The following is a 19,381-nucleotide window of genomic DNA, read 5'->3' as shown; positions in this document are numbered from 1 at the left end:
AAGAGTGTACGAAATAACCCCTGAGGGTGAAGAGAAGGAGTGACCTCGCTCGATGAATATCGTATTTATGGGAACGCCGGCGTTTCGCAGTCGGCGCCGCGGCTGCAGCCGCCTGGCTGCAGGCCTGGCTCGAGGGCTGGCTGCTCGGGCTCTACCGCTTCGGCAAGTACCGGGGCGTGACCCGGCACGAGGCCAGCGTAGAGCTCATTTTGAGCCAGTCCGATTGGCCCGAGCTGCCGCTTTCGCGGCTGGAGGCCGTCTGCGAAACGGCACGGATTCGCGCGGAAGGCGCCATGCTGGCCCGCGACCTGGTGAACGAGCCGCCGGACGCGCTGAATCCCGACCGATTCGCGGCTTGGGTGGAGGCTCGTTTTGCGGGGACTCCGGTGCGCGTTCATGCGTACCGGGGGCAGGAGCTCGCGGAGCGGGAGATGCACGGCCTCTTGGCCGTCGGGGCCGGAAGCAAGCATCCTCCGGCGCTGATCGAGCTGGCCTACAGCGGCGGCGCGGAGGATTTGCCGCTGCTCGCGCTGGTCGGCAAAGGCATCACCTTCGATATGGGCGGCATGAACGTGAAGACCGCCCCGGACATCAGCGATGCCCGCATGGACATGGGCGGGGCGGCCGCCGTGATCGGGGCGATGGACATCCTGGTGCGGCAGCGGGTCGCAGTCCGCGTCACGGCGCTGATCGCCATCGCCGACAACCTGCCGGACGCCCGGGCCATGCTGCCCTCGTCGGTGATCCGCTACCCGAACGGCCTGACCGTTCAGGTCGCGAACACCGACGGCGAAGGCCGGCTTATCCTGGCCGACGCGCTGCTCCATGCCGCGAAGCTGGGCGCAGCGGAGGCAATCGATATCGCGACGCTTACCGGCAATGTGGGCCAGGCGCTGGGGCTTGGCATCGCGGCGATCCTGGGCGACGCCGGGATGGCCCGAACCCTGGTCGCCATCGGCGAGCGCAATGGCGAGCGGCTATGGCCGATGCCGCTTATGGAAGAGTATGAATCGGAGCTGCGAAGCGATTACGCCGACTTGCGGAACGTGGGCACCTCGGGCATGGCGGGGGCGATCATCGCGGCGTTGTTCATCCGCAAATTCGTGGCCGACGGGCTGAAATGGGTGCACATCGACATGGCCGGCACCGTCCAGTATAAACAGGAGGTCGGCTACTCGGCCGCGGGAGCAACCGGGTACGGTGCCCGCCTGCTGGCCGATTATGCGGTGCAGCGCTTTGCTGCCGGAACGGATGGCGCGGGCGGAGCCGAAGCCTCCTACGGTTGAGCTTCGCGGGAATGCTGCAACGATGTAATGCTATTGATCTGTATGGGGAGGCAACATCATGATTTTAGAAGTAATCGCAACCTGCGTAGAAGACGCCGTCGTGGCCGAAGCGAACGGAGCGGACCGGCTGGAGCTGATCACCGCGATGACGGAAGGCGGCTTGACGCCCGGCATCGGGATGGTTCAGCAAGTGGTCAAGGCGGTGGGCATCCCGGTTCATGTCATGGTCCGGCCGCACAGCCGTTCCTTCGTATACGGCGAAGCCGATCTGCTTACGATGGAGGCCGAGGTCCGGGCCATTGCCGATGCGGGAGCCGCAGGCATCGTGTTCGGCGCGTTAACCGCCAGCCGGATGATCGACGAGCATGCTTTGGAGCGAATGCTGGCTTTGGCGGACGGATTGAACGTGACGTTTCACCGCGCCTTTGACGAGCTAGCCGACCTTCGCGCCGGGCTGCGCACGCTGTTGCGTTATCCGCAAGTAACCCGGGTGCTGACCTCGGGAGGTCCCTTGCCGGCGCCGCAGGCGATCCCGGCGATCCGGGAGTTGGTAGAGCTTGCCCGCGGCAGTTCGCTGCGCATTTTAGCCGGCCACGGATTGACGACGGAGACGATCGAAAGGTTTATCGCCGAGACCGGAGTTGCCGAGGTCCATTTCGGTTCCGCCGTCCGCCAGGGCGGCGGCGGGCTGGCTCCCATCGACCCGGAGCGGCTACGAGGCTTGTCCGCCCGTTTGCGCGTCATCCAATAATATAGACAGCGAAAAAGGTGAACTTGATTGCATACATCACAAAAATACGTAGTTGGCGTCGATTTGGGCGGGACGAAAATCGCTGCGGCGTTGTTTGACCCGGAGGGAGCCATCGTACGCCGGGAGCTGATGGAAACCGCCGGAGCGCGTACGGCCCGCGAGGTGGTCGGTCGCATGGTTTCCATGATCCGTGCGGTTTCGGACGGTTATCTCCTCGCCGGGGTGGGCCTTGCCTCTCCCGGTGCGGTAAACAGTCGCGAAGGCATTGTGCTGAACGGCACCAACTTGCCGGAATGGAACGAAGTCCCCCTCAAGAAATGGATGGAGGCCGAATTGGGCGTTGAGGTGAAGGTGGTCAACGATGCCAATGCGGCAGCTTGGGGCGAATACGTTCGCGGTGCCGGCAAAGGCGCGGAAAACATGGTTTACCTTACCTTTAGCACCGGCGTCGGCGCGGGGATCGTGCTGGAAGGGAAGCTGCTGCTCGGCTCCAGTTCGTTTGCGGGCGAGCTGGGCCACACCGTGATCGATCCGAACGGTCCGGTTTGCAGCTGCGGCCAGCGAGGTTGCTGGGAGACGTTTTCCTCGGGTACGGCGATCCGCAATTCGGCTTTGGCCAGGATGGGGTGCGATACGTCGATCATTCAAAGCCTGGCCGACGCGCAGCAGGAGCCGGTTTCCGCCAAGCATGTCTTCGCCGCGCAGTTGCAGGGCGATCGGGTGGCGGACCAGGTGATTCGCGAAGCCATTCATTATATGGGGCTTGGCTTGGCCAACGCCATTCATGCCTTTAACCCGGACCGCATCGTGATCGGCGGCGGGGTTAGCCGGGCCGGGGAGCAGCTGTTCCCGGCGTTGCGCCGGGAAACGGAGCTACTGGTCATGACCCCTTACCGGAACAGCTATACCATCGTCCCGGCAGGTTTGCATGACGACGTGGGGCTGACCGGTGCCGCGGCGTTGTTTCAAGATCACATGCCGAAACCTTAAACAGGGCAGTCGTTATCCCGATTTTGCTTGGATATCTCGTGTTTATCGGAGACAAACTAGCAGTATATCCCCTAGCGAGGAGAGATATCCGGTATAAATGCAGACGAAGCCATGGAAAAGACGGAATGATTTAAGATTTTATTTCCTCCTCTTTAGTGCGGCGTTGCTGCTTCCCTGGATCGGCCGCCACGCGCCGGAAGCTGCCGCATCGGGCCAAACTCCTTCCTGCGGGCCGGGGTGCAGCCGGTATGACGTCGTCGTGCTCGGGAGCGAAATCGAAGGGGTGCTGCTGGCCAAGGAAGCGCATGATGCGGGATTAAACGTGCTGATCCTGGATCCGCGCCGCAAGCCGGGCGGGGAGCTGATTCAAGGGCAGATGCTGGTGCTGGACGAGCCTAACGACAACCGCAAGCGCAGTTTGGTGCAAGGCGAGTTGAAGCACCTGTACGACGGCTATAAGGCCGGCACGATCCGCAGACTGCCCGCTTTTGAAGGCTATTACCGCAAGCTGATCGAGGGAATTCCGCTTCGCAGCGGCATCGCGGTCGATGGCGTAGAGATCGAAGACCTTGCCCCAGGCAAGGGAAAAACGGTCCGATCGCTGACTTATCTGGCGGAGGACGGCAAGCTGTATCAGGTGCAGGCGGGTTATTTTGTGGACAATACCGATTTTAACGCGCTCACCTCGCACCTCGGCAATAGGCGCATTCCCGGCATGGAGAGCTTGTACAACGGCAAGAAGCCCGATTATATGGCGGCCACGTACATGCTCAGGTTTAAAAATGTCGACTGGAGCAAGCTGCATCAAGCGGTGCTTGACCATTACCCGCTGACGAACGTCCGAAAGAAATTCGGCGCCAACACTTATGTCGATCGGGATTTCGCCACCGGCTTCAGCAATTTGACCTATAACTACAGGCCGCGCGATTCCCGGCTTATGCTGCGGGGCCTAAACGCAACGTATCAAAAAGACGGCGAAGTCATCATCAACAGCTTGCTGGTGTACGACGTCGATCCGTCCGATCCGAAATCGGTCGGCTCCGCCGTCGTCCGGGCCAAAGCGGAATCGCCTTATATCGCGAAATACTTGCGCGAGCATATCCCCGGCTTCGAAAAGGCCCAACTGGGTGGTTATCCGGATTATTTGTACATCCGCGACTATAACCGCTATGAAACCGAATATGTCCTGGATTATCCTGACCTCATGTCGGGCCGGATGTTTTGGGACAACGTCACCGTCGGCGGCTACCCCGTCGACCTCCAGGCTACCAGGGTGGTTAAGAAAGGCATCGGCTACGGCAAACCGGACCGGTACGGGATCCCGCTGCGCTCCTTCGAGTTGAAATCGTACGACAACGTGCTGGTGGCCGGCAAAAACGTCGGCGCGAGGATCAAGGCTTACGGGAGCGCCCGCATCATTCCCACCACCGCGCTGGCGGGACAAACGATGGGCATCCTGCTTGGACGCGAATGGAAGCAGCGACACAAGCGGTTAAGCGAATTGACCCCGGCCGATTTTCGGCGGATTCACCAGTACCTGAAGAAGGACTATGGCATCGTGCTGACACGCTGATTTCGGGAATGTGCCGCCCCGCTCGAGTCCCGACGAATGCTTTTACCCTGCTTGCCGGCATGGTATACTGATAGAACAAATGTTCTTCTATGAGTATCGGACGGTGAAACGATTGGCAAGCGAAGCGGTAAAAATCGCGGTGCGCCCCTTGGTCGAATATGTTTACCGCAGCGGAAGCCTGGAAAGCGGGTTCCGGACGGCGGTTTCCTTGACGGAGGGGACCAAAGCGCACCAGCAGGTGCAGAAGCAGTATAGCGAGCAGGACCAAAAGGAAGTGTACGTATCGGCGGAGATTCCCTGCGGGGATCTCCTTTTCGTCGTGGAGGGGCGCTGTGACGGCCTGCTGGCGGGGGAAGACGGCAGCCTCACGGTCGACGAGATCAAATCGACGGCCGGGGACCTCGCGATGATCGACGTGGACACGTACCCCGTGCATTGGGCGCAGGCAAAGTGCTATGCCTATATGTATGCCAAAGCAAACGGACTAAGCCAAATGGGCTTGCAGCTTACCTACGTACAGCTCGATTCGGGCGAGCGCAAGCAGTTTGGAACCGCCGCCGCGCTGGACGAACTGGAGGCGTTTGTCATGGATGTGGTCCGGCAATATGCCCCGTATGCCCGGTTGCTGCTGGAGCACCGCCAGGTGCGGGACGAGAGCATCGCCCGGCTCAGATTTCCGTTTCCGGGCTATCGGGCCGGGCAGCGGAAACTGGCGGGAGCGGTGTACAAAACCATCGAGGAGAAGGTCGGCTTGTTCGCCCAGGCCCCGACCGGCATCGGCAAAACCATCTCCACTGCGTTTCCGGCGATCAAAGCGATGGGCGAGGGCAAGCTGCGGCAGCTGTTTTACCTGACGGCCAAGACCATCACCCGGACCGCGGCGGAGGAGGCGTTTGCGCTCATGCAAACGCAGGGGCTGCACGTCCATGCGGTGACGCTGACCGCGAAGGAGAAAATTTGCTTCCAGGACGAGGTTCGCTGCAATAAGGAAGACTGCATCTATGCCGACGGCTATTACGATCGGATTAACGGGGCGATTTTGGACATCTTGACCTGCGAAACGCTGCTCACCCGTACGACGATCGAGCAATACGCCCGGAAGCACCGCGTTTGCCCGTTCGAGTTTTCGCTCGATTTAAGTTATGCGGCCGACGTGACCATCTGCGATTATAATTATATTTTTGATCCGAAGGTATCGCTGCAGCGCATGTTCGCCGAGCAAAAGCACGAGACCGCCCTGCTGATCGACGAAGCGCATAATCTCGTGGATCGGGCGCGAGAGATGTATTCCGGCGAGCTGCGGAAAGCCGATTATTTGGCTTTGCAGCGGGCGTATAAAGACAAGCGGCCCGACATATCCAAGGCGGCCAAGGCGGTGAACGCCTTTTTCATCGGGCTGCGCAAGCAGGCGGAGGGGCCTCACCGGATCGACAAGGAGGCCCCCGAGGCATTGTTGAAGCAGGTCGAGGCGTTTGCCGAAACGGCGGAGAAAGAACTGGCCGCGACCGCACATTCGCCGGGTTCAGCCGCCCCCGCGGACGATCCCGGGCGGGAGCTGCTGCTCCAGGCCTATTTCGATGCCGTGCATTTCGGCCGAATCGGCAAGCTCTACGATGAGCGGTACGTGACGTATGCGGAAATCACCCGGGAAGACGTACGGATCAAGCTGTTTTGCTTGGATCCGTCCCATTTGCTGCGGGAGATGGGCAAGGGATATCGCTCGCGCGTTTATTTTTCGGCCACGCTGTCGCCGATGTCCTATTACCGGGATATGCTGGGGGAGGGACCGGACGATTATACGGTGTCGCTTCCTTCGCCGTTTTCCCGCGACCAGCTGGAGGTGGTGGTGCTGCCCTTGTCTACCCGCTACCGTGACCGGGAGCAGATGCGGGGCCCGCTGGCCCGTTCCCTTAAGGAACTGACCATCGGCCGGCCGGGCAATTACCTGTTCTTTTTTCCTTCGTATGCTTATATGAACATGATTTATGAGGATTTTGCCCCCATGGCCGGGGAGGGCACGGAGCTGCTGGTGCAGCGGGGCCAAATGTCCGAGGAGGAACGGGAGCGGTTCTTGGCCGCGTTCGTTCCGAAACCGCAGGGGACCTTGATCGCCTTTGCGGTGATGGGCGGCATCTTCTCCGAAGGCATCGATCTCGTCGGCGACCGGCTGACGGGCGTGGCCGTCGTTGGCGTCGGCTTGCCGCAAATCGGCCTGGAGCGCGACATCGTCCGCGACTACTTCGAGGCCGCCGGGCGCAGCGGCTTCGATTACGCCTATGTCTTCCCCGGCATGAACAAGGTGCTGCAGGCCGGCGGCCGCCTGATCCGTTCGGAAACCGACCGGGGCCGCTTGGCGCTGATCGACGACCGCTACCTGCAGCCGCATTACGCGCGATTGCTGCCGGAGGCGTGGCGGTAATTATGTTGATGTTTATACCGACGTGCTGATCCCTTTAACCGATGACCGCGCTCTCCGAATATTCCTCTCACATGTGACATATTTTGAAACTGTAAGGTAACCTGTTCAAAGTTGAGGGGGCGTTGGTTTGGGAATTTTGTATATCCGAGTCTCGGTGATTTATTTCGTGATCGGCGTACTTCTGGGCATGTACATGTCCATGCAGCATGAATATACATTGGCGAGCGTGCATGCTCATATCAACCTGCTAGGGTGGGCTTCGTTCGCGCTCGCGGGCGTGATCTACGTGTTATTTCCGGGAGCGGGGGAAAGCCTGCTGAGCAAAATCCAGTTTTGGACTTATTCGATCGGTCTTCCGTTGATGATGATCAGCTTGGCTTTGCTGCTGTCGGGGTCCGAGCAGTTCGAGCCATTGGTGGCGGTCGGCGGTACGCTGGTCGTGCTGAGCGTCGTCGTGTTTGCGGTCAACGTGTTCATGAACGTACGTACGAGCGCATCGTCGCGAGGCAAAAAGTAGGTTTTAATTCAGAAGCAGGGAGACGGGGAAGGACTTCGGCGGCGCGGGTAAGCGGCGAAAACGGGCCGGATTGACGGTTAGTCGTGGGAGCGAGTAACCGTCATCCTTTTTCGCGCTAGATTTTCACGCTAACGGACGGAGATGACGCTAATCCCGATTTCCCGGCCTATTTCCCATTCTAGCGGACCGGAAAGACCTTAACTGATCAAAAACAGGCCAAGCTGCTCCATTTCCCCTGGAATAAGGTCTGTGGTGTCCGTTAAAAGTTGGAAGTCTGTCCATGCATCCATGGATTGTCCGCCGATGCCCCGGGTCTTCGTAAGTTTGAATGCCGTGCGTGGTGCTATAAAAGGGTTGACAATTATCTCAATCTGATTTATCTTAATATCAAGATAATACAAATTGAGAAAAGCGGTTATCCTAATGACATCGCAATGAAGGCAAAGCAACGTGATAACCAACTTGCGAATACAGGCCGAACAATAACTATCGGACGAGGATATGGAGGTGAAAGAAACGATGGATCGAAACCAAAATGACGCGCTGCATTTGTTTATCGTGTTGTCGAGAGCAAGCGAATGGGTGCATGCCCACAGCGACCGGGCGATCCGCAAATATGGATTGACCCGTACCGAATTCGGCGTGCTGGAGCTGTTGTATCACAAGGGCCGCCAGCCGATCCAGCAAATCGGCAACAAGGTGTTGATGAGCAGCGGCAATATCACGTATATCGTCGATAAATTGGAGAAGAAGCGATTCGTGACCCGCCAAACCTGTGCGGAGGACCGGCGGTTGGTGTACGCGGAAATTACCGAGCAAGGGAAACAATTCATCGAGGAGGTTTTCCCGCAGCATACCGAAGTGATCGAACGGGCGGTCGGCGGGCTCTCGCCGGAGGAAAGGGAAATCGCCGCAATGCTGCTAAAAAAGTTGGGTAAATCGGCTCAGGAGGGTTACCAGTAGTTGTACTGCAAAGCAAGGCTCGCCGGCTGAGGCAAGCAGGCGTATTTTGACGGAAATTCCGATGGAGGACTGGGAATGCGTCGGCAGACGCTTCTCCGGACCTAATATCTTAATATAGAGATTCTTCATATTTAGAAAAAATCGATTCAATCCCTATAAAAAACCAATAGCAAAGGAGCGGATTAATATGAGTTTGGCATTGGCCTTATTAATTATACGTTTAGTCATCGGTTTGACGATGATGGCGCATGGAGCGCAAAAGTTGTTTGGGTGGTTTGGCGGCTACGGCCCGAAAGGCACGGGCGGCTGGTTGGAATCGCTGGGCATCAAGCCAGGCGTGCCGATGGCCGTGATGGCGGGTCTCGCCGAATTCGGCGGCGGATTGCTGGTGGCGGCGGGGCTGTTTACGCCGGTGGGCGCGGCGCTGCTTATCCTTACGATGATCGTGGCGATCGTCTCGGTTCACGTCAAGAACGGCTTCTGGTCGAGCGCCGGCGGATACGAGTACAACCTGATCATCATAGCTGCAGCGGTCGGCCTGGTTTTGACCGGCGCGGGTTCGTATTCCATCGACGCTATTCTATGAAGTGCGAGTTCAAAAAGTCGGGTTTCCAGGACCGAAGCCTATGCTTACGATGTGCGGTTTTTTCAAAACGCTTGAGTTGAAAGAAGCTAGGGAATGAGTAGCGGAGCGTAGACAGATCTACGTGAAGCATACGCTTGGAAGGCCCGGCTGAATTCAAGATTCGATGTCGATTTCCTCCCAGAACTGCTTCGTCATGGGAAGACGACTTTTTGAAGAACCTCTATAATCATTCCGAAAATTACATTAGTCTATTCAGGAGGAATCCCAATATGAAAGAGCATGAGCATGATTTTACCGCGGTCGTCAAATCTCGCCGTTCGGCGAATAAATTCATCCCCGGCGTGGAAATAGAAGACAAGGAATTGAACGAGATTTTCAATCTGACGAAATTTGCGCCATCGGCGTTTAACCTGCAGCATACCCATTATGTCGTGGTCAAGGATCCGGCATTGAAGGAGAAGGTCTACGAAGCGGCAGCCAAGCAATATAAGGTGAAGACGGCTTCGGCAGTCATTCTGGTGTTAGGCAAATTGGATGCCCATCAGGATGCCGGAACGATGAATGAAGGGCTGTTGAACTTAGGCGTTCTCAGCAAACAGGAGTATGACCGGCTCGTTTCCGACACGATCGGATTCTATGAGAGCCGGGGCGAAGCGTTCATGCGGGAGGAAGCGATCCGCAGCGCCAGCCTGTCGGCCATGCAGATGATGCTCGTGGCCAAAGACCGGGGATGGGATACTTGCACGATGATCGGCTTCGATCCAGGCCAAATCCGCCAATTGCTGCAGGTTCCGGACAACTATGTTCCGGCGATGCTGATCGCGATCGGCAAAGAAGACGCGTCCAGCCTCCGGCCGCGCGGCTACCGTAAACCGGTCGGCGAGTTTGTCAGCTATAACGCATTTTAATTCCATAAGCTAGAATAGGAGGAATGATCATGTTACATCCAACTTCAGGGATTCATCATATTACGGCTTTTGCCACTGACCCGCAGGCGAACGTGGACTTTTACGCGGGGGTGCTTGGACTTAGACTCGTCAAAAAAACGATCAACTTCGATGCGCCGGAGGTGTACCATTTGTACTTCGGCGACGAGGAGGGCAATCCGGGAACAATCATGACCTTTTTCCCTTCGGCGGGTTCGCGGCGGGGCCGGGTCGGCGCCGGACAGGTGGGCATCACTACCTTCGCCGTCCCGGATGGGAGCATGGGTTTCTGGAAGGAACGCCTGCGCAAATTCGGCATCTCCACGACCGAGGTTAGCCGGTTCGGCGAATCGTACCTGCACTTTCGCGACGGCGACGGGCTGCAGCTCGAGCTGGTAGAGCGAGCCGACGGTTCGCCAAACGCCTGGGCGTTCGGCGGCATCCCGGCCGATAAAGCGATCAAAGGCTTCGGCGGCGCGGTGCTCTACAGCGCCGCACCCGAGAAAACCGCCGCGGTGCTGGAAACGGTCATGGGCCTGAAAAAGCTTGGCGAGGATGAATTTTATGCCCGCTTTAAAGCGGAGGGGGACCTTGGGGACGTCATCGACGTCAACGTCAAACCGATGGAATACGGCGCGGGCGGCGCCGGAACGGTGCACCACATCGCCTGGAGAGCCCGGGATTTCGCCGAGCATGAAGAATGGAGAGACCGGGTCGCCGAGCATGGCTACCATCCGACGCCTATCGTAGACCGGCAATATTTTCACGCGGTGTATTTCCGGGAGGAAGGCGGCATCTTGTTTGAAATCGCCACGAACCCGCCGGGCTTCGCCAACGATGAAACGCAGGAGCACTTGGGCGAAAAGCTGATGCTGCCGGCCTGGTACGAGCCGCAACGCGAGGCGATCGAGCAGAATTTGGCTCCGTTCGAAGTGCGGGTGCTTGAGGAGGATCGGCGATGAAACACATCTATAAGCCGGCCATGGACAGCGGGGGGCAAGCAGCCCCCACGCTGCTCCTGCTCCACGGCACCGGAGGGACGGAGCGGGATTTGCTTCCGCTGGCCGAAATGATTTCCCCTTCCTCGGCAGTGCTAAGCGTCCGGGGCAACGTGCTGGAGAACGGGATGCCCCGCTTCTTCCGCCGGCTGTCGATGGGCGTGTTCGACGAGGAGGATCTCGTCTTCCGAACGCAGGAGCTGCAAGACTTCTTGGATGAAGCGTCGGCCGGGTACGGCTTTGATCGGCGACGCGTCGTTGCCGTCGGCTACTCGAACGGCGCCAACATCGCCGCCAGTCTGCTGTTCCATCATCAGGACGCGTTAAGCGGGGCGATCCTGCACCATCCGATGGTGCCGCGCCGCGGCGTGCAGCTGCCGGCAATGGCCGGCCTGCCCGTCTTCATCGGGGCCGGGCGGAACGACGCGATGTGCCGTCCGGAGGAAACGGAGGAACTGAAAGGGCTGCTCGGCGCCGCCGGCGCTCAGGTACACGTGCATTGGGAGCCTTACGGCCATCAACTGACCGAGACCGAGGTGCAGGCAGCGGCCGACTGGTTTAAGCGCAACTTGGCCGAAGCATGATCTAGCTATCATAGCGCGGAAGAGCCCGCTGCGGGAATTCGTCCGTGCAACCGGAAAGGGGCTGGTTCGACTGATCTCGATCAATCCGGATCAACAAAGCGAGCGGGACAATTACAAGCTGCTGATCGGCAGCGTCATTCCGCGGCCGATTGCGCTCGTGACGACGCTGTCGTCGGAGGGCGTGCTGAACGCCGCGCCGTTCAGCTATTTCAACATCGTTTCCGCCAATCCGCCGATGGTGTCCGTGGCAGTGCAAAGGAAGCAGGGCGTGCCGAAGGATACGGCCCGGAATGCCGCGGCGGCGGGCGCGTTCGTCGTGCATATCGCCGATGAGTCGTATATTCGCGAGCTGAACCAGACGGCGGCGGCGCTCCCGCCGGAGGAGAGCGAGGTGCAGGCGGCAGGCCTCACGCCGGTGTCCAGCGAGGCCGTTGCCGTGCCGGGCATCGCCGAAGCCAAAATCCGCATGGAATGCCTGCTGGAGCGCTCCATCCCCTTGGGCGGAACGGAGCAGGAACCGGCGGTCGACCTGCTGATCGGCCGGGTGGTCCGTTTCCATATCGACGACGTTCTCTATGAGGCGGGGCGGATCGATCCTTTCGGGCTGCGGCCGGTAAGCCGGTTGGCGGGGAACAACTACTCCCGGTTGGGCGACATCTTTGAGCTGATTCGGCCGCAATAAACAGAAGGCAGTTTGGGACATCCTCCCACTGCCTTTTTTTGCGCTGGTTCTAAGGGACCAAGGAGAGGCTGAATCGAGTCATTCGGCAAAAAAAGAGATTTATGGCCGGAAATGAACTGCACTTTTGCATCTGACGGCACGCCACACTCCCGCAGCCGGTTCTCATGCCGCAACTTTTTGGTTTTCACTGTTGTACTAGTATGCTAGCATAAAAATGAGTACGCTTACATGTTGGTGTAGCATTTATATACAGGAAGACCATGTGCAGAGGAGGGATCTTAGACATGCTGCAAGTGCTTCTGGTGGACGATGAGCCATGGGTGCTGGAAGGATTGCGGACGATGGTGAATTGGGAAAAGCACGGCTTTCAGGTGTGCGGCGAAGCCCTGGACGGACCCCATGCGCTGGCCATGATCCAGGAGCTGAGGCCCGAGCTGGTCGTAACGGACATTAACATGCCGGTCATTAGCGGCCTGGAATTGATCGAACAAAGCAAAAGGCTGCTGGCCAAACCGCCCAAATTCGTCATACTAAGCGGATACGACGATTTTAGCTATGCCTTGACGGCGATGCGGCAGCGAGTGGCCGAGTATTTGCTTAAGCCGATCGACGAAGAAGAGATTGAGGCGATACTCGATCGGCTCGGCCTCAAAATCGCCGAAGAGCGGGAAGCGGAGCAAGGCTTGTCCCGCAAGCGGTCGCTGTTCATGAACAATATTCTGAACCGGCTGGTGCAGGGGGAAGAGGGCGCCGAGCTGGAACGGGAAGCGGCCGGCACCCTTCGGCTTCAAGGCGAACCCGGGCTTCAATGCGTGTTGGTCGATGCGGGTGCGGACGGTCAGGCGCAGGACTTGTCACAGCGGATCAGGGCCTTTTTTCCGAAGGAGGAGGATCGTTTCTTCCAGGACGGCATGGGCCGGACCGGGATCATCGTCCGTACGGACGATATGCCGAAACCGCGTCTGGAGGAGATCGGGCTGGCGATTTGCGGCGGGCTGGCGGATTTGCGGGAGCCCGTCATCGTCGCGGTCAGCGAGGCGGGGAAGGGCATCCGCTCGATTCGCGAGCTGTATCTGCAAACGTTGGATATCAGCAGAGCGAAGCGGGGCCAGGGCAAAACGGGACTGTTCCTGCACTGCCCGCACCCGCAGCCGGTTAAGACGGACGACGTATTCAAAGAGAAGTTCAAACGTTTGCTGGGCGAGGTCCTTGAAGGTTCTCCCGGCAAGCTTGAAGCCTTGGTCGAGGAGACCTTCGGTTTTTTCGCCTGCTGCCATGCGGACGTCGAGGCCATCCGGGCGTTTACGGCCAATATGGAGTTGACCTTATGCCGGAATATCGCCAAGCTAAACGGAGATGCCGACGCCTTTATGGTGCGGATGCAGGAAGCCTGCGGCAACCTGGGCGGCATGAACGACTACCTTGCCCTGAAGCATTATTCGCAGCGGCTGAGCCTTGAAGCCTCCCAGCTGATTGCCGGGCTGCGTCGGCGGAACGAAGGAAATACGATTTATCAAGTGATCCAGTTCGTGGACGAGGAGTTCCGGAGCAAGCTGCAGTTGCAAAGTCTGGCCAAGAGGTTTCACCTCAACCCGACTTACCTGGGACAATTGTTTAAGAAAGAAACCGGCAAGGCCTTCAACGAATATTTGAACGTAAAGCGAATCGAGGAAGCGAAACGGCTGCTCAAGCGCACCCAAATGAAAATTTCCGAGATCGCCCTGCAGGTCGGGTATCCGAACACGGATTATTTTATCAGCAAATTCAAGCAGGCAACCGGCGTGCTGCCTTCCGCCTATAAGCATGAAGCCGAAGCCAAGCCAGTAGATTAAGTTGGGGAGTGCCAGTATGGGAAGAGGGAGAAATGGATTGAGATTTCGCGGGAAGGTCAACGATATCCCGCTAAACACCAAATTTTTGCTGATCTATCTGTTGGGCGTACTGCTGCCGATTCTGGTCATCAACCTGATGTTTATGGGCCGGATGTCCGATTTCATCAAGGAGCGCGAGCAGCAGAACCTGGATATTTCCCTGGAGCGGGCGAGGAAAGACATCCTCGATTTCATCAACGGGGGCGTGGCCGTCAGCCATGCGCTGAATACGGATAAGACGCTGTACGAGACGCTGGACCGGACTTATTCGGGGCAACTGGATTTCTACGAAACGTTCGACGAACAGCTGCGCAACCGGGTGACCAGCTATATCCCGGTCAACAATCAGATTTTACGGATCGGCATTTACACGGCCAACCCCACGATCGTCCCCGGCGGCAACTACCATATCATTAACGACGAGGTCATGGGCAGCGAATGGTACCGATTATGGAAGACCTCGACCGATCCGGTCATGGTCGCCGCGTACCGGGCCTCGCAAGCGAATAACCGGGCCAATATCGAGCCGTATTTAAGCGTCATCGAGCAAATGGATTATTACGATTCCGACGGTACGTTCGAAAAATTGCTGCGGATCGACATCGACCTTAGCAAAATCTATGACGTCATTGTCCGGGAACGCGATTACCTCGATCTGTACCTAGTCAACGGAAACGACGAAATCATCGTATCCGAAAACAGCGGTTATCGAAGAGCCGCTACCGAAGGCTACCCCAAATTCACGATCACGCCGGAGGATGAGAAGAAGGGGGTCGAGACCGTATCCATCGGCAATGCGCGGTACGTCAAGGGATGGCGGTTGATCGGCATTCCGCAGGGAACCCGGGTTTCGAAGGCGATGCTCGACATGCGGCTGTTCGTCGGACTTTTGGCGGCCGTTATTACTTTTTTTACGTCGATCTTCATCTACGTGATGCTGAGATCGTACCACTACCGGGTTAAACGGCTTTCCCGCCATATGCAGAAGGTGACCAACGAGAAATTCGATCTGATCAAGATCGATGAAGGGCGGGACGAGATCGGCGGCTTGATCCGCAATTTCAACATGATGACCGCCAGGATCAACTCGCTGATCAACAACGTATATAAACTGGAAATCCAGCAGAAAAGCCTGGAGATGGAACGGGTGCGGGCGGAACTAAGCTTCCTGCAGAGCCAGATGAACCCGCATTTCCTGTTCAATACGCTGAACGCCATCCTGGTCGTGTGCACCAAAAACAATTATTCCGACGTGACGGACATCATCAAAAGCCTGTCCAAGCTGCTGAGGCGGCTGTTGCGGTGGAAGGAGGATCTGGTCACGCTGGAGGAAGAGATCCTATTCATCGACATGTATCTGAAAATCGAGAAATTTCGCTTCCGGGATAAATTCGAATACGAATTCGAGATCGAGGAGGAGGCGCTGCACTATAAAATCCCGAAAATGAGCATTCAGCCTTTGGTGGAAAATGCCTGCAAACACGGGATTCAAGCCGTTCAGGGTCTCGGACTCGTGAAGGTCAAGGCGGCGGTGTCCGACGGAAGGCTGCGCATCGTCATTTCGGACAACGGCAAGGGCATTGAGCCCGAGCAGCTGCGGGAAATGCTGTTATCGGTACGCAGCGAGAACACTTCGGGGAACAGCATCGGCATCCGCAACGTATACCGCCGGTTTGAACTGTATTATAACGATCAGGTACGCTTCGATATCAACAGCAAGCCGGGTCAGGGAACGGAGGTGTCCTTCGAAATCCCGATCCGGCTGCTGGAACATCAGGAAGAGTCAGACAGGGAGGAAAGACATGAGGTTTAAAGTTCTATTGGTGGACGACGAGCCGGCGGCGCTGGAAGGCTTGCAGCTATGGATCAACTGGCCGGAACTCGGCTTCGACGTCTGCGGCACCGGCAGCAACGGCGCGGAGGGATTGGAGAAGATCAGGGAACTGCAGCCGGATCTGGTCGTAACGGACGTGCGGATGCCGGTGATGGACGGTTTGGAGATGATCGAAGCTTGGCAGAAGCAAAACGGCCGTCCGGTCAGCTTTGCGATCGTCAGCGGATACAGCGAGTTCCAATATGCGCAAAAAGCGCTCCGCTTCGGCATCACGCGCTATTTGCTCAAGCCGATCGACGAAGAAGCGGCCTCGGAGGAGCTGGGAGCGATCTATAAAGAGCTGATGGAGGAGCGGGGCCGGCAGCGCATGAACCGGATTGCCTCCTATGAGGAGGCCGCGCTGCTGATCAAAGGACTGCTGCATCGGACTCCTAAGAAAGCCGGGGACGGCAGGATGATCGACGGCCTCTCGGAACTTCGCGAGGCTTGGAATATCGGCTTGATCCAGGCGGAAATTGGAGCCTATGCGGAAGTAAGGGAACTTGCCGCAGCGTATGCCGAATCCCATGAGGCGATGTACCTGGTTGACCTGGAAGCGGGCGGGCTGGGGCTTGTATTCGGCTATGCCCCCGGTCAGGAAGGACAGGATGGCCGTTCCCGGATTCGGGAATTGGAGAGCCGGTACCGCGGATACCGGGCATTCATGGCCATCGGGGAAGGCCATCGCCCCCTGCAGGACATCGCGGAGTCATACCGCCAGGCCAAATTGGCGGCGCCCCATCGCTTTTATGTCCCCGGGGACACCGGAATTTTGGCTTATCGCGAAGTGGAACGACGGGCGTTCAACTATCAGTACGACCAGGTGAAGCTGGTGGACAACATCGTGGGAGCGATCCAGCTGTTGGACAAAACCGGCTTTGAAGAAGCGGTAACTTCCGCGGCGGCTAATTTTCGGGAACAGTACATCGCGCCGGAGATCGTCCAAAAGCTGTCGATCCATTTGGCTTACACGATAAGCGAATATCTCAAGGAGATCCCGGGAGGGGCGGAGGGGATCCTTGATAAATACCATATTCGCGCCATTCCCGGCGAGGTATGGACGATGCGGGAGCTGATGAACCATTTGCGCTCCTTCGGGCTGGAATGCATCGACCTGCTGCTCGAGGACAAACTGCAGCATTCCCAGGGGATCGTCCAAGACATCAACGGATATATCCGGGAGCATTTCCGCGAGTCCTTGACGATCAAGAAGCTGGCGGAGGTTTTTTACCTGCATCCGGTCTATCTGGGACAGCTGCTGCAGAAGAAAAACGGCATCCATTTCAACGAGATGATTCATAATCTCCGTATTGAAGAAGCACTAAAGCTGCTGCAAAACAGCAAGATGAACAACGGCGAGGTGGCCGAACGGGTGGGGTATGCCAATTATGGGCAATTTCTCAAACAGTTCGAAAAAAGAATACAAATGTCGCCTAACGAATACAGAAACAGGAACTAAAATTTTGAATATTAAAGCTTTAATTGTGAACTAGTTCCGAATTGGCAGCGCTTTTACAATAAAGATAAGTTGATGAAAGGGCTTTCATTTCCTTGTACTCAACTATATCATTACGGAGGTGCTTTACATGGGGGGCAAGACCAAATCAATGCTCCGGCTCAGCGTGATCATGCTGTTAGCGCTCAGCGTCATCCTTTCGGGATGCGGCGGCGGCAACAACGATGCGACCAAGGCGGGGAACGACAATACCGGCAATCAGACAGCGACCGGGAACAATACCGGCGACAAGATTGAACCGTTCGAGATCACCGCGTTTATCGGGGAAGCCGGTCAGCAGCCGACGGCCGACAACAAGATCTACCAAAAGATTAAGGACGAGCTTGGCGCCACGTTCAAGTTCGAATTCCTTGCCGGGGACATCAACCAAAAGCTCGGCGTGATGATCGCAGGCTCCGATTATCCGGATATTATGACCGCCAATACGAAATTGACCGCGGCCGGCGCGTTCATTCCGCTGGAAGACCTTATCGAAGAGCATGCGCCCAACCTGAAAAAGCATTACGAGAAATACTGGAACATGATGAAAGACCCGAATGACGGCCATATCTATACGCTGCCGAACTATGGCGCCTATAACGGTGAGGTGAGCAGCTCTTGGTACGCGGGACCGGCTTTCTGGATTCAAAAAGCGGTGCTGGAGGATGCCGGATACCCGCAAGTGAAAACGCTTGACGAATATTTTGATCTGATCGCCAAGTACAAAGAGAAGAATCCGACGATCGAAGGCAGCCCGACGATCGGCTTTGAAATCCTGAACTATGACTGGAGAAACTGGGGCCTGTTCAACGCTCCGCAGCATTTGATCGGCCATCCGAACGACGGCGGCGTCGTAGTCAACGACGGCAAAGCGGAAATATTCGCCGACAAGGACTACGCGAAGCAATACTATCAAAAGCTGAACGAAGTCAATGCGCAAGGTTTGATCGATAAAGAAGCATTTACGCAAAACTATGACCAATATCAAGCGAAAATTTCCAGCGGCACCGTGCTCGGGATGTTTGACCAGCACTGGAACTTCCAAAGCGCCGAGAACGCTTTGATTACGCAGGATAAACACAACAGAACTTATGTTGGCCTGCCGCTGGTGTATGATACAAACACCAAAGACTATTATCTGGACCGTCCGGCGCTGAACTTGAACAACGGCTTCGGCATCAGCGTCAACGCCAGCAAAGAGAAAGTCGTGCAAATTCTCAAGCTGTGGGATCGTCTGATCCAGGAAGATTGGCAAAAAATTCTCGCCTGGGGCATCGAAGGCGAAGATTTCATCGTCAATGAAGAAGGCCGCTTCATGAAAACGCAAGAGCAACGCGACAGATTCACGGATGCGACCTGGAAGCTGGCGAACAAAGCCGATACGCTTTACAGCTTCAGCCCGAAAATGCAAGGATACTTCAGCGACGGCAACGCCACGGATGCAGCTGCCCAGCCCGAAGAGTTCAAAGCGGCTCTGGAAGAGTACGACAAGAAATTCCTGGAAGCTTACGGTTACGACACCTACGTAGATTTCTTCAGCCCGGCTCCGGAGAACCCGATTTATTACCCGGCCTGGTCCGTCGACCTGGTGGAAGGGTCCGATGCCAAAATCGTCAATACCAAATTGAACGATTTGTCCACCAAATATCTGCCGAAAGCCATTCTGGCGAATCCAGGCGATTTCGACAAAGCTTGGAGCGAATACACTGGGGAAATCGGCAAACTGAACGTGAAAGCTTATGAAGATCGCATCAACGAAGTGCTGAAATGGAGAATCGACAGCTGGACCGTAAAATAAACCATTCATCTGAAGGTGGAAGGCGCCAAGCCTTCCACTTTCCAAAATAATAGGCTTTGTGGGGAGAAC

The 19,381-nt window shown here is 57.0% G+C and carries 16 protein-coding genes; all 16 read left to right on the top strand.

The genetic code is table 11. The features are described from left to right. Nucleotides 1–176 precede the first annotated feature (176 nt). The 16 genes from ACQ4N8_RS22930 (at nucleotide 177) to ACQ4N8_RS22855 (ending at nucleotide 19,312) form a co-directional block, all read left to right on the top strand. Nucleotides 177–1,286 carry a M17 family metallopeptidase gene (locus ACQ4N8_RS22930; protein ID WP_430706668.1) on the top strand — a complete coding sequence of 370 codons (1,110 nt, stop codon included), beginning with the start codon at nucleotides 177–179 and terminating at the stop codon, nucleotides 1,284–1,286. Between the two features lie 58 nt (nucleotides 1,287–1,344). Continuing rightward, complete coding sequence (locus tag ACQ4N8_RS22925; protein ID WP_430706667.1) at nucleotides 1,345–2,037, top strand: copper homeostasis protein CutC; 693 nt, start codon at nucleotides 1,345–1,347, stop codon at nucleotides 2,035–2,037. 27 nt (nucleotides 2,038–2,064) lie between these two features. Beyond that, complete coding sequence (locus ACQ4N8_RS22920) at nucleotides 2,065–3,027, top strand: ROK family protein (RefSeq protein WP_430706666.1); 963 nt, start codon at nucleotides 2,065–2,067, stop codon at nucleotides 3,025–3,027. A gap of 97 nt (nucleotides 3,028–3,124) precedes the next feature. After that, nucleotides 3,125–4,600: an FAD-dependent oxidoreductase gene (locus tag ACQ4N8_RS22915; protein ID WP_430706665.1), complete on the top strand. Its 1,476-nt coding sequence runs from the start codon at nucleotides 3,125–3,127 to the stop codon at nucleotides 4,598–4,600. A 103-nt stretch (nucleotides 4,601–4,703) separates the two neighbouring features. Further along, on the top strand, nucleotides 4,704–7,019 hold the full coding sequence (locus ACQ4N8_RS22910; RefSeq protein WP_430706664.1) for an ATP-dependent DNA helicase: 2,316 nt from the start codon (nucleotides 4,704–4,706) through the stop codon (nucleotides 7,017–7,019). 127 nt (nucleotides 7,020–7,146) lie between these two features. Further along, nucleotides 7,147–7,536: a cytochrome-c oxidase gene (locus ACQ4N8_RS22905; RefSeq protein WP_430706663.1), complete on the top strand. Its 390-nt coding sequence runs from the start codon at nucleotides 7,147–7,149 to the stop codon at nucleotides 7,534–7,536. A gap of 519 nt (nucleotides 7,537–8,055) precedes the next feature. After that, on the top strand, nucleotides 8,056–8,499 hold the full coding sequence (locus ACQ4N8_RS22900; protein WP_430706662.1) for a MarR family winged helix-turn-helix transcriptional regulator: 444 nt from the start codon (nucleotides 8,056–8,058) through the stop codon (nucleotides 8,497–8,499). A gap of 187 nt (nucleotides 8,500–8,686) precedes the next feature. Next, entirely contained in the window at nucleotides 8,687–9,085 is a 399-nt protein-coding gene (locus ACQ4N8_RS22895; protein ID WP_430706661.1) for a DoxX family protein, read from the top strand. 269 nt (nucleotides 9,086–9,354) lie between these two features. Then, on the top strand, nucleotides 9,355–9,993 hold the full coding sequence (locus tag ACQ4N8_RS22890) for a nitroreductase family protein (protein WP_430706660.1): 639 nt from the start codon (nucleotides 9,355–9,357) through the stop codon (nucleotides 9,991–9,993). Nucleotides 9,994–10,022: 29 nt separating this feature from the next. Next, nucleotides 10,023–10,973: a ring-cleaving dioxygenase gene (locus ACQ4N8_RS22885; protein WP_430706659.1), complete on the top strand. Its 951-nt coding sequence runs from the start codon at nucleotides 10,023–10,025 to the stop codon at nucleotides 10,971–10,973. Next, the gene (locus ACQ4N8_RS22880) at nucleotides 10,970–11,593 is read left to right on the top strand and encodes an alpha/beta hydrolase (protein ID WP_430706658.1); all 624 of its coding nucleotides are present in this window, start codon (nucleotides 10,970–10,972) and stop codon (nucleotides 11,591–11,593) included. Before ACQ4N8_RS22885 ends, ACQ4N8_RS22880 begins: the two co-directional genes overlap by 4 nt. A 70-nt stretch (nucleotides 11,594–11,663) precedes the next feature. Next, a complete protein-coding gene (locus ACQ4N8_RS22875) occupies nucleotides 11,664–12,275 on the top strand; it encodes a flavin reductase family protein (protein WP_430706670.1) in 612 nt (203 codons plus the stop codon). Nucleotides 12,276–12,559: 284 nt separating this feature from the next. Beyond that, a complete protein-coding gene (locus ACQ4N8_RS22870) occupies nucleotides 12,560–14,107 on the top strand; it encodes a response regulator transcription factor (RefSeq protein ID WP_430706657.1) in 1,548 nt (515 codons plus the stop codon). A gap of 136 nt (nucleotides 14,108–14,243) precedes the next feature. Beyond that, nucleotides 14,244–15,959: a sensor histidine kinase gene (locus ACQ4N8_RS22865; protein ID WP_430706669.1), complete on the top strand. Its 1,716-nt coding sequence runs from the start codon at nucleotides 14,244–14,246 to the stop codon at nucleotides 15,957–15,959. Further along, nucleotides 15,949–17,478 (top strand): response regulator, encoded by a 1,530-nt coding sequence (locus ACQ4N8_RS22860; protein WP_430706656.1) that lies wholly within the window; start codon nucleotides 15,949–15,951, stop codon nucleotides 17,476–17,478. The genes ACQ4N8_RS22865 and ACQ4N8_RS22860 overlap by 11 nt, the downstream gene beginning before the upstream one ends. 127 nt (nucleotides 17,479–17,605) lie before the next feature. Beyond that, on the top strand, nucleotides 17,606–19,312 hold the full coding sequence (locus tag ACQ4N8_RS22855; RefSeq protein ID WP_430706655.1) for a sugar ABC transporter substrate-binding protein: 1,707 nt from the start codon (nucleotides 17,606–17,608) through the stop codon (nucleotides 19,310–19,312). Nucleotides 19,313–19,381: the final 69 nt, after the last annotated feature.

This window comes from Paenibacillus macerans (assembly GCF_050565405.1).
In the GTDB taxonomy this organism is placed as follows: Bacteria; Bacillota; Bacilli; order Paenibacillales; family Paenibacillaceae; genus Fontibacillus; species Fontibacillus macerans_B.
This window is presented reverse-complemented; position numbering and strand designations above follow the sequence as displayed.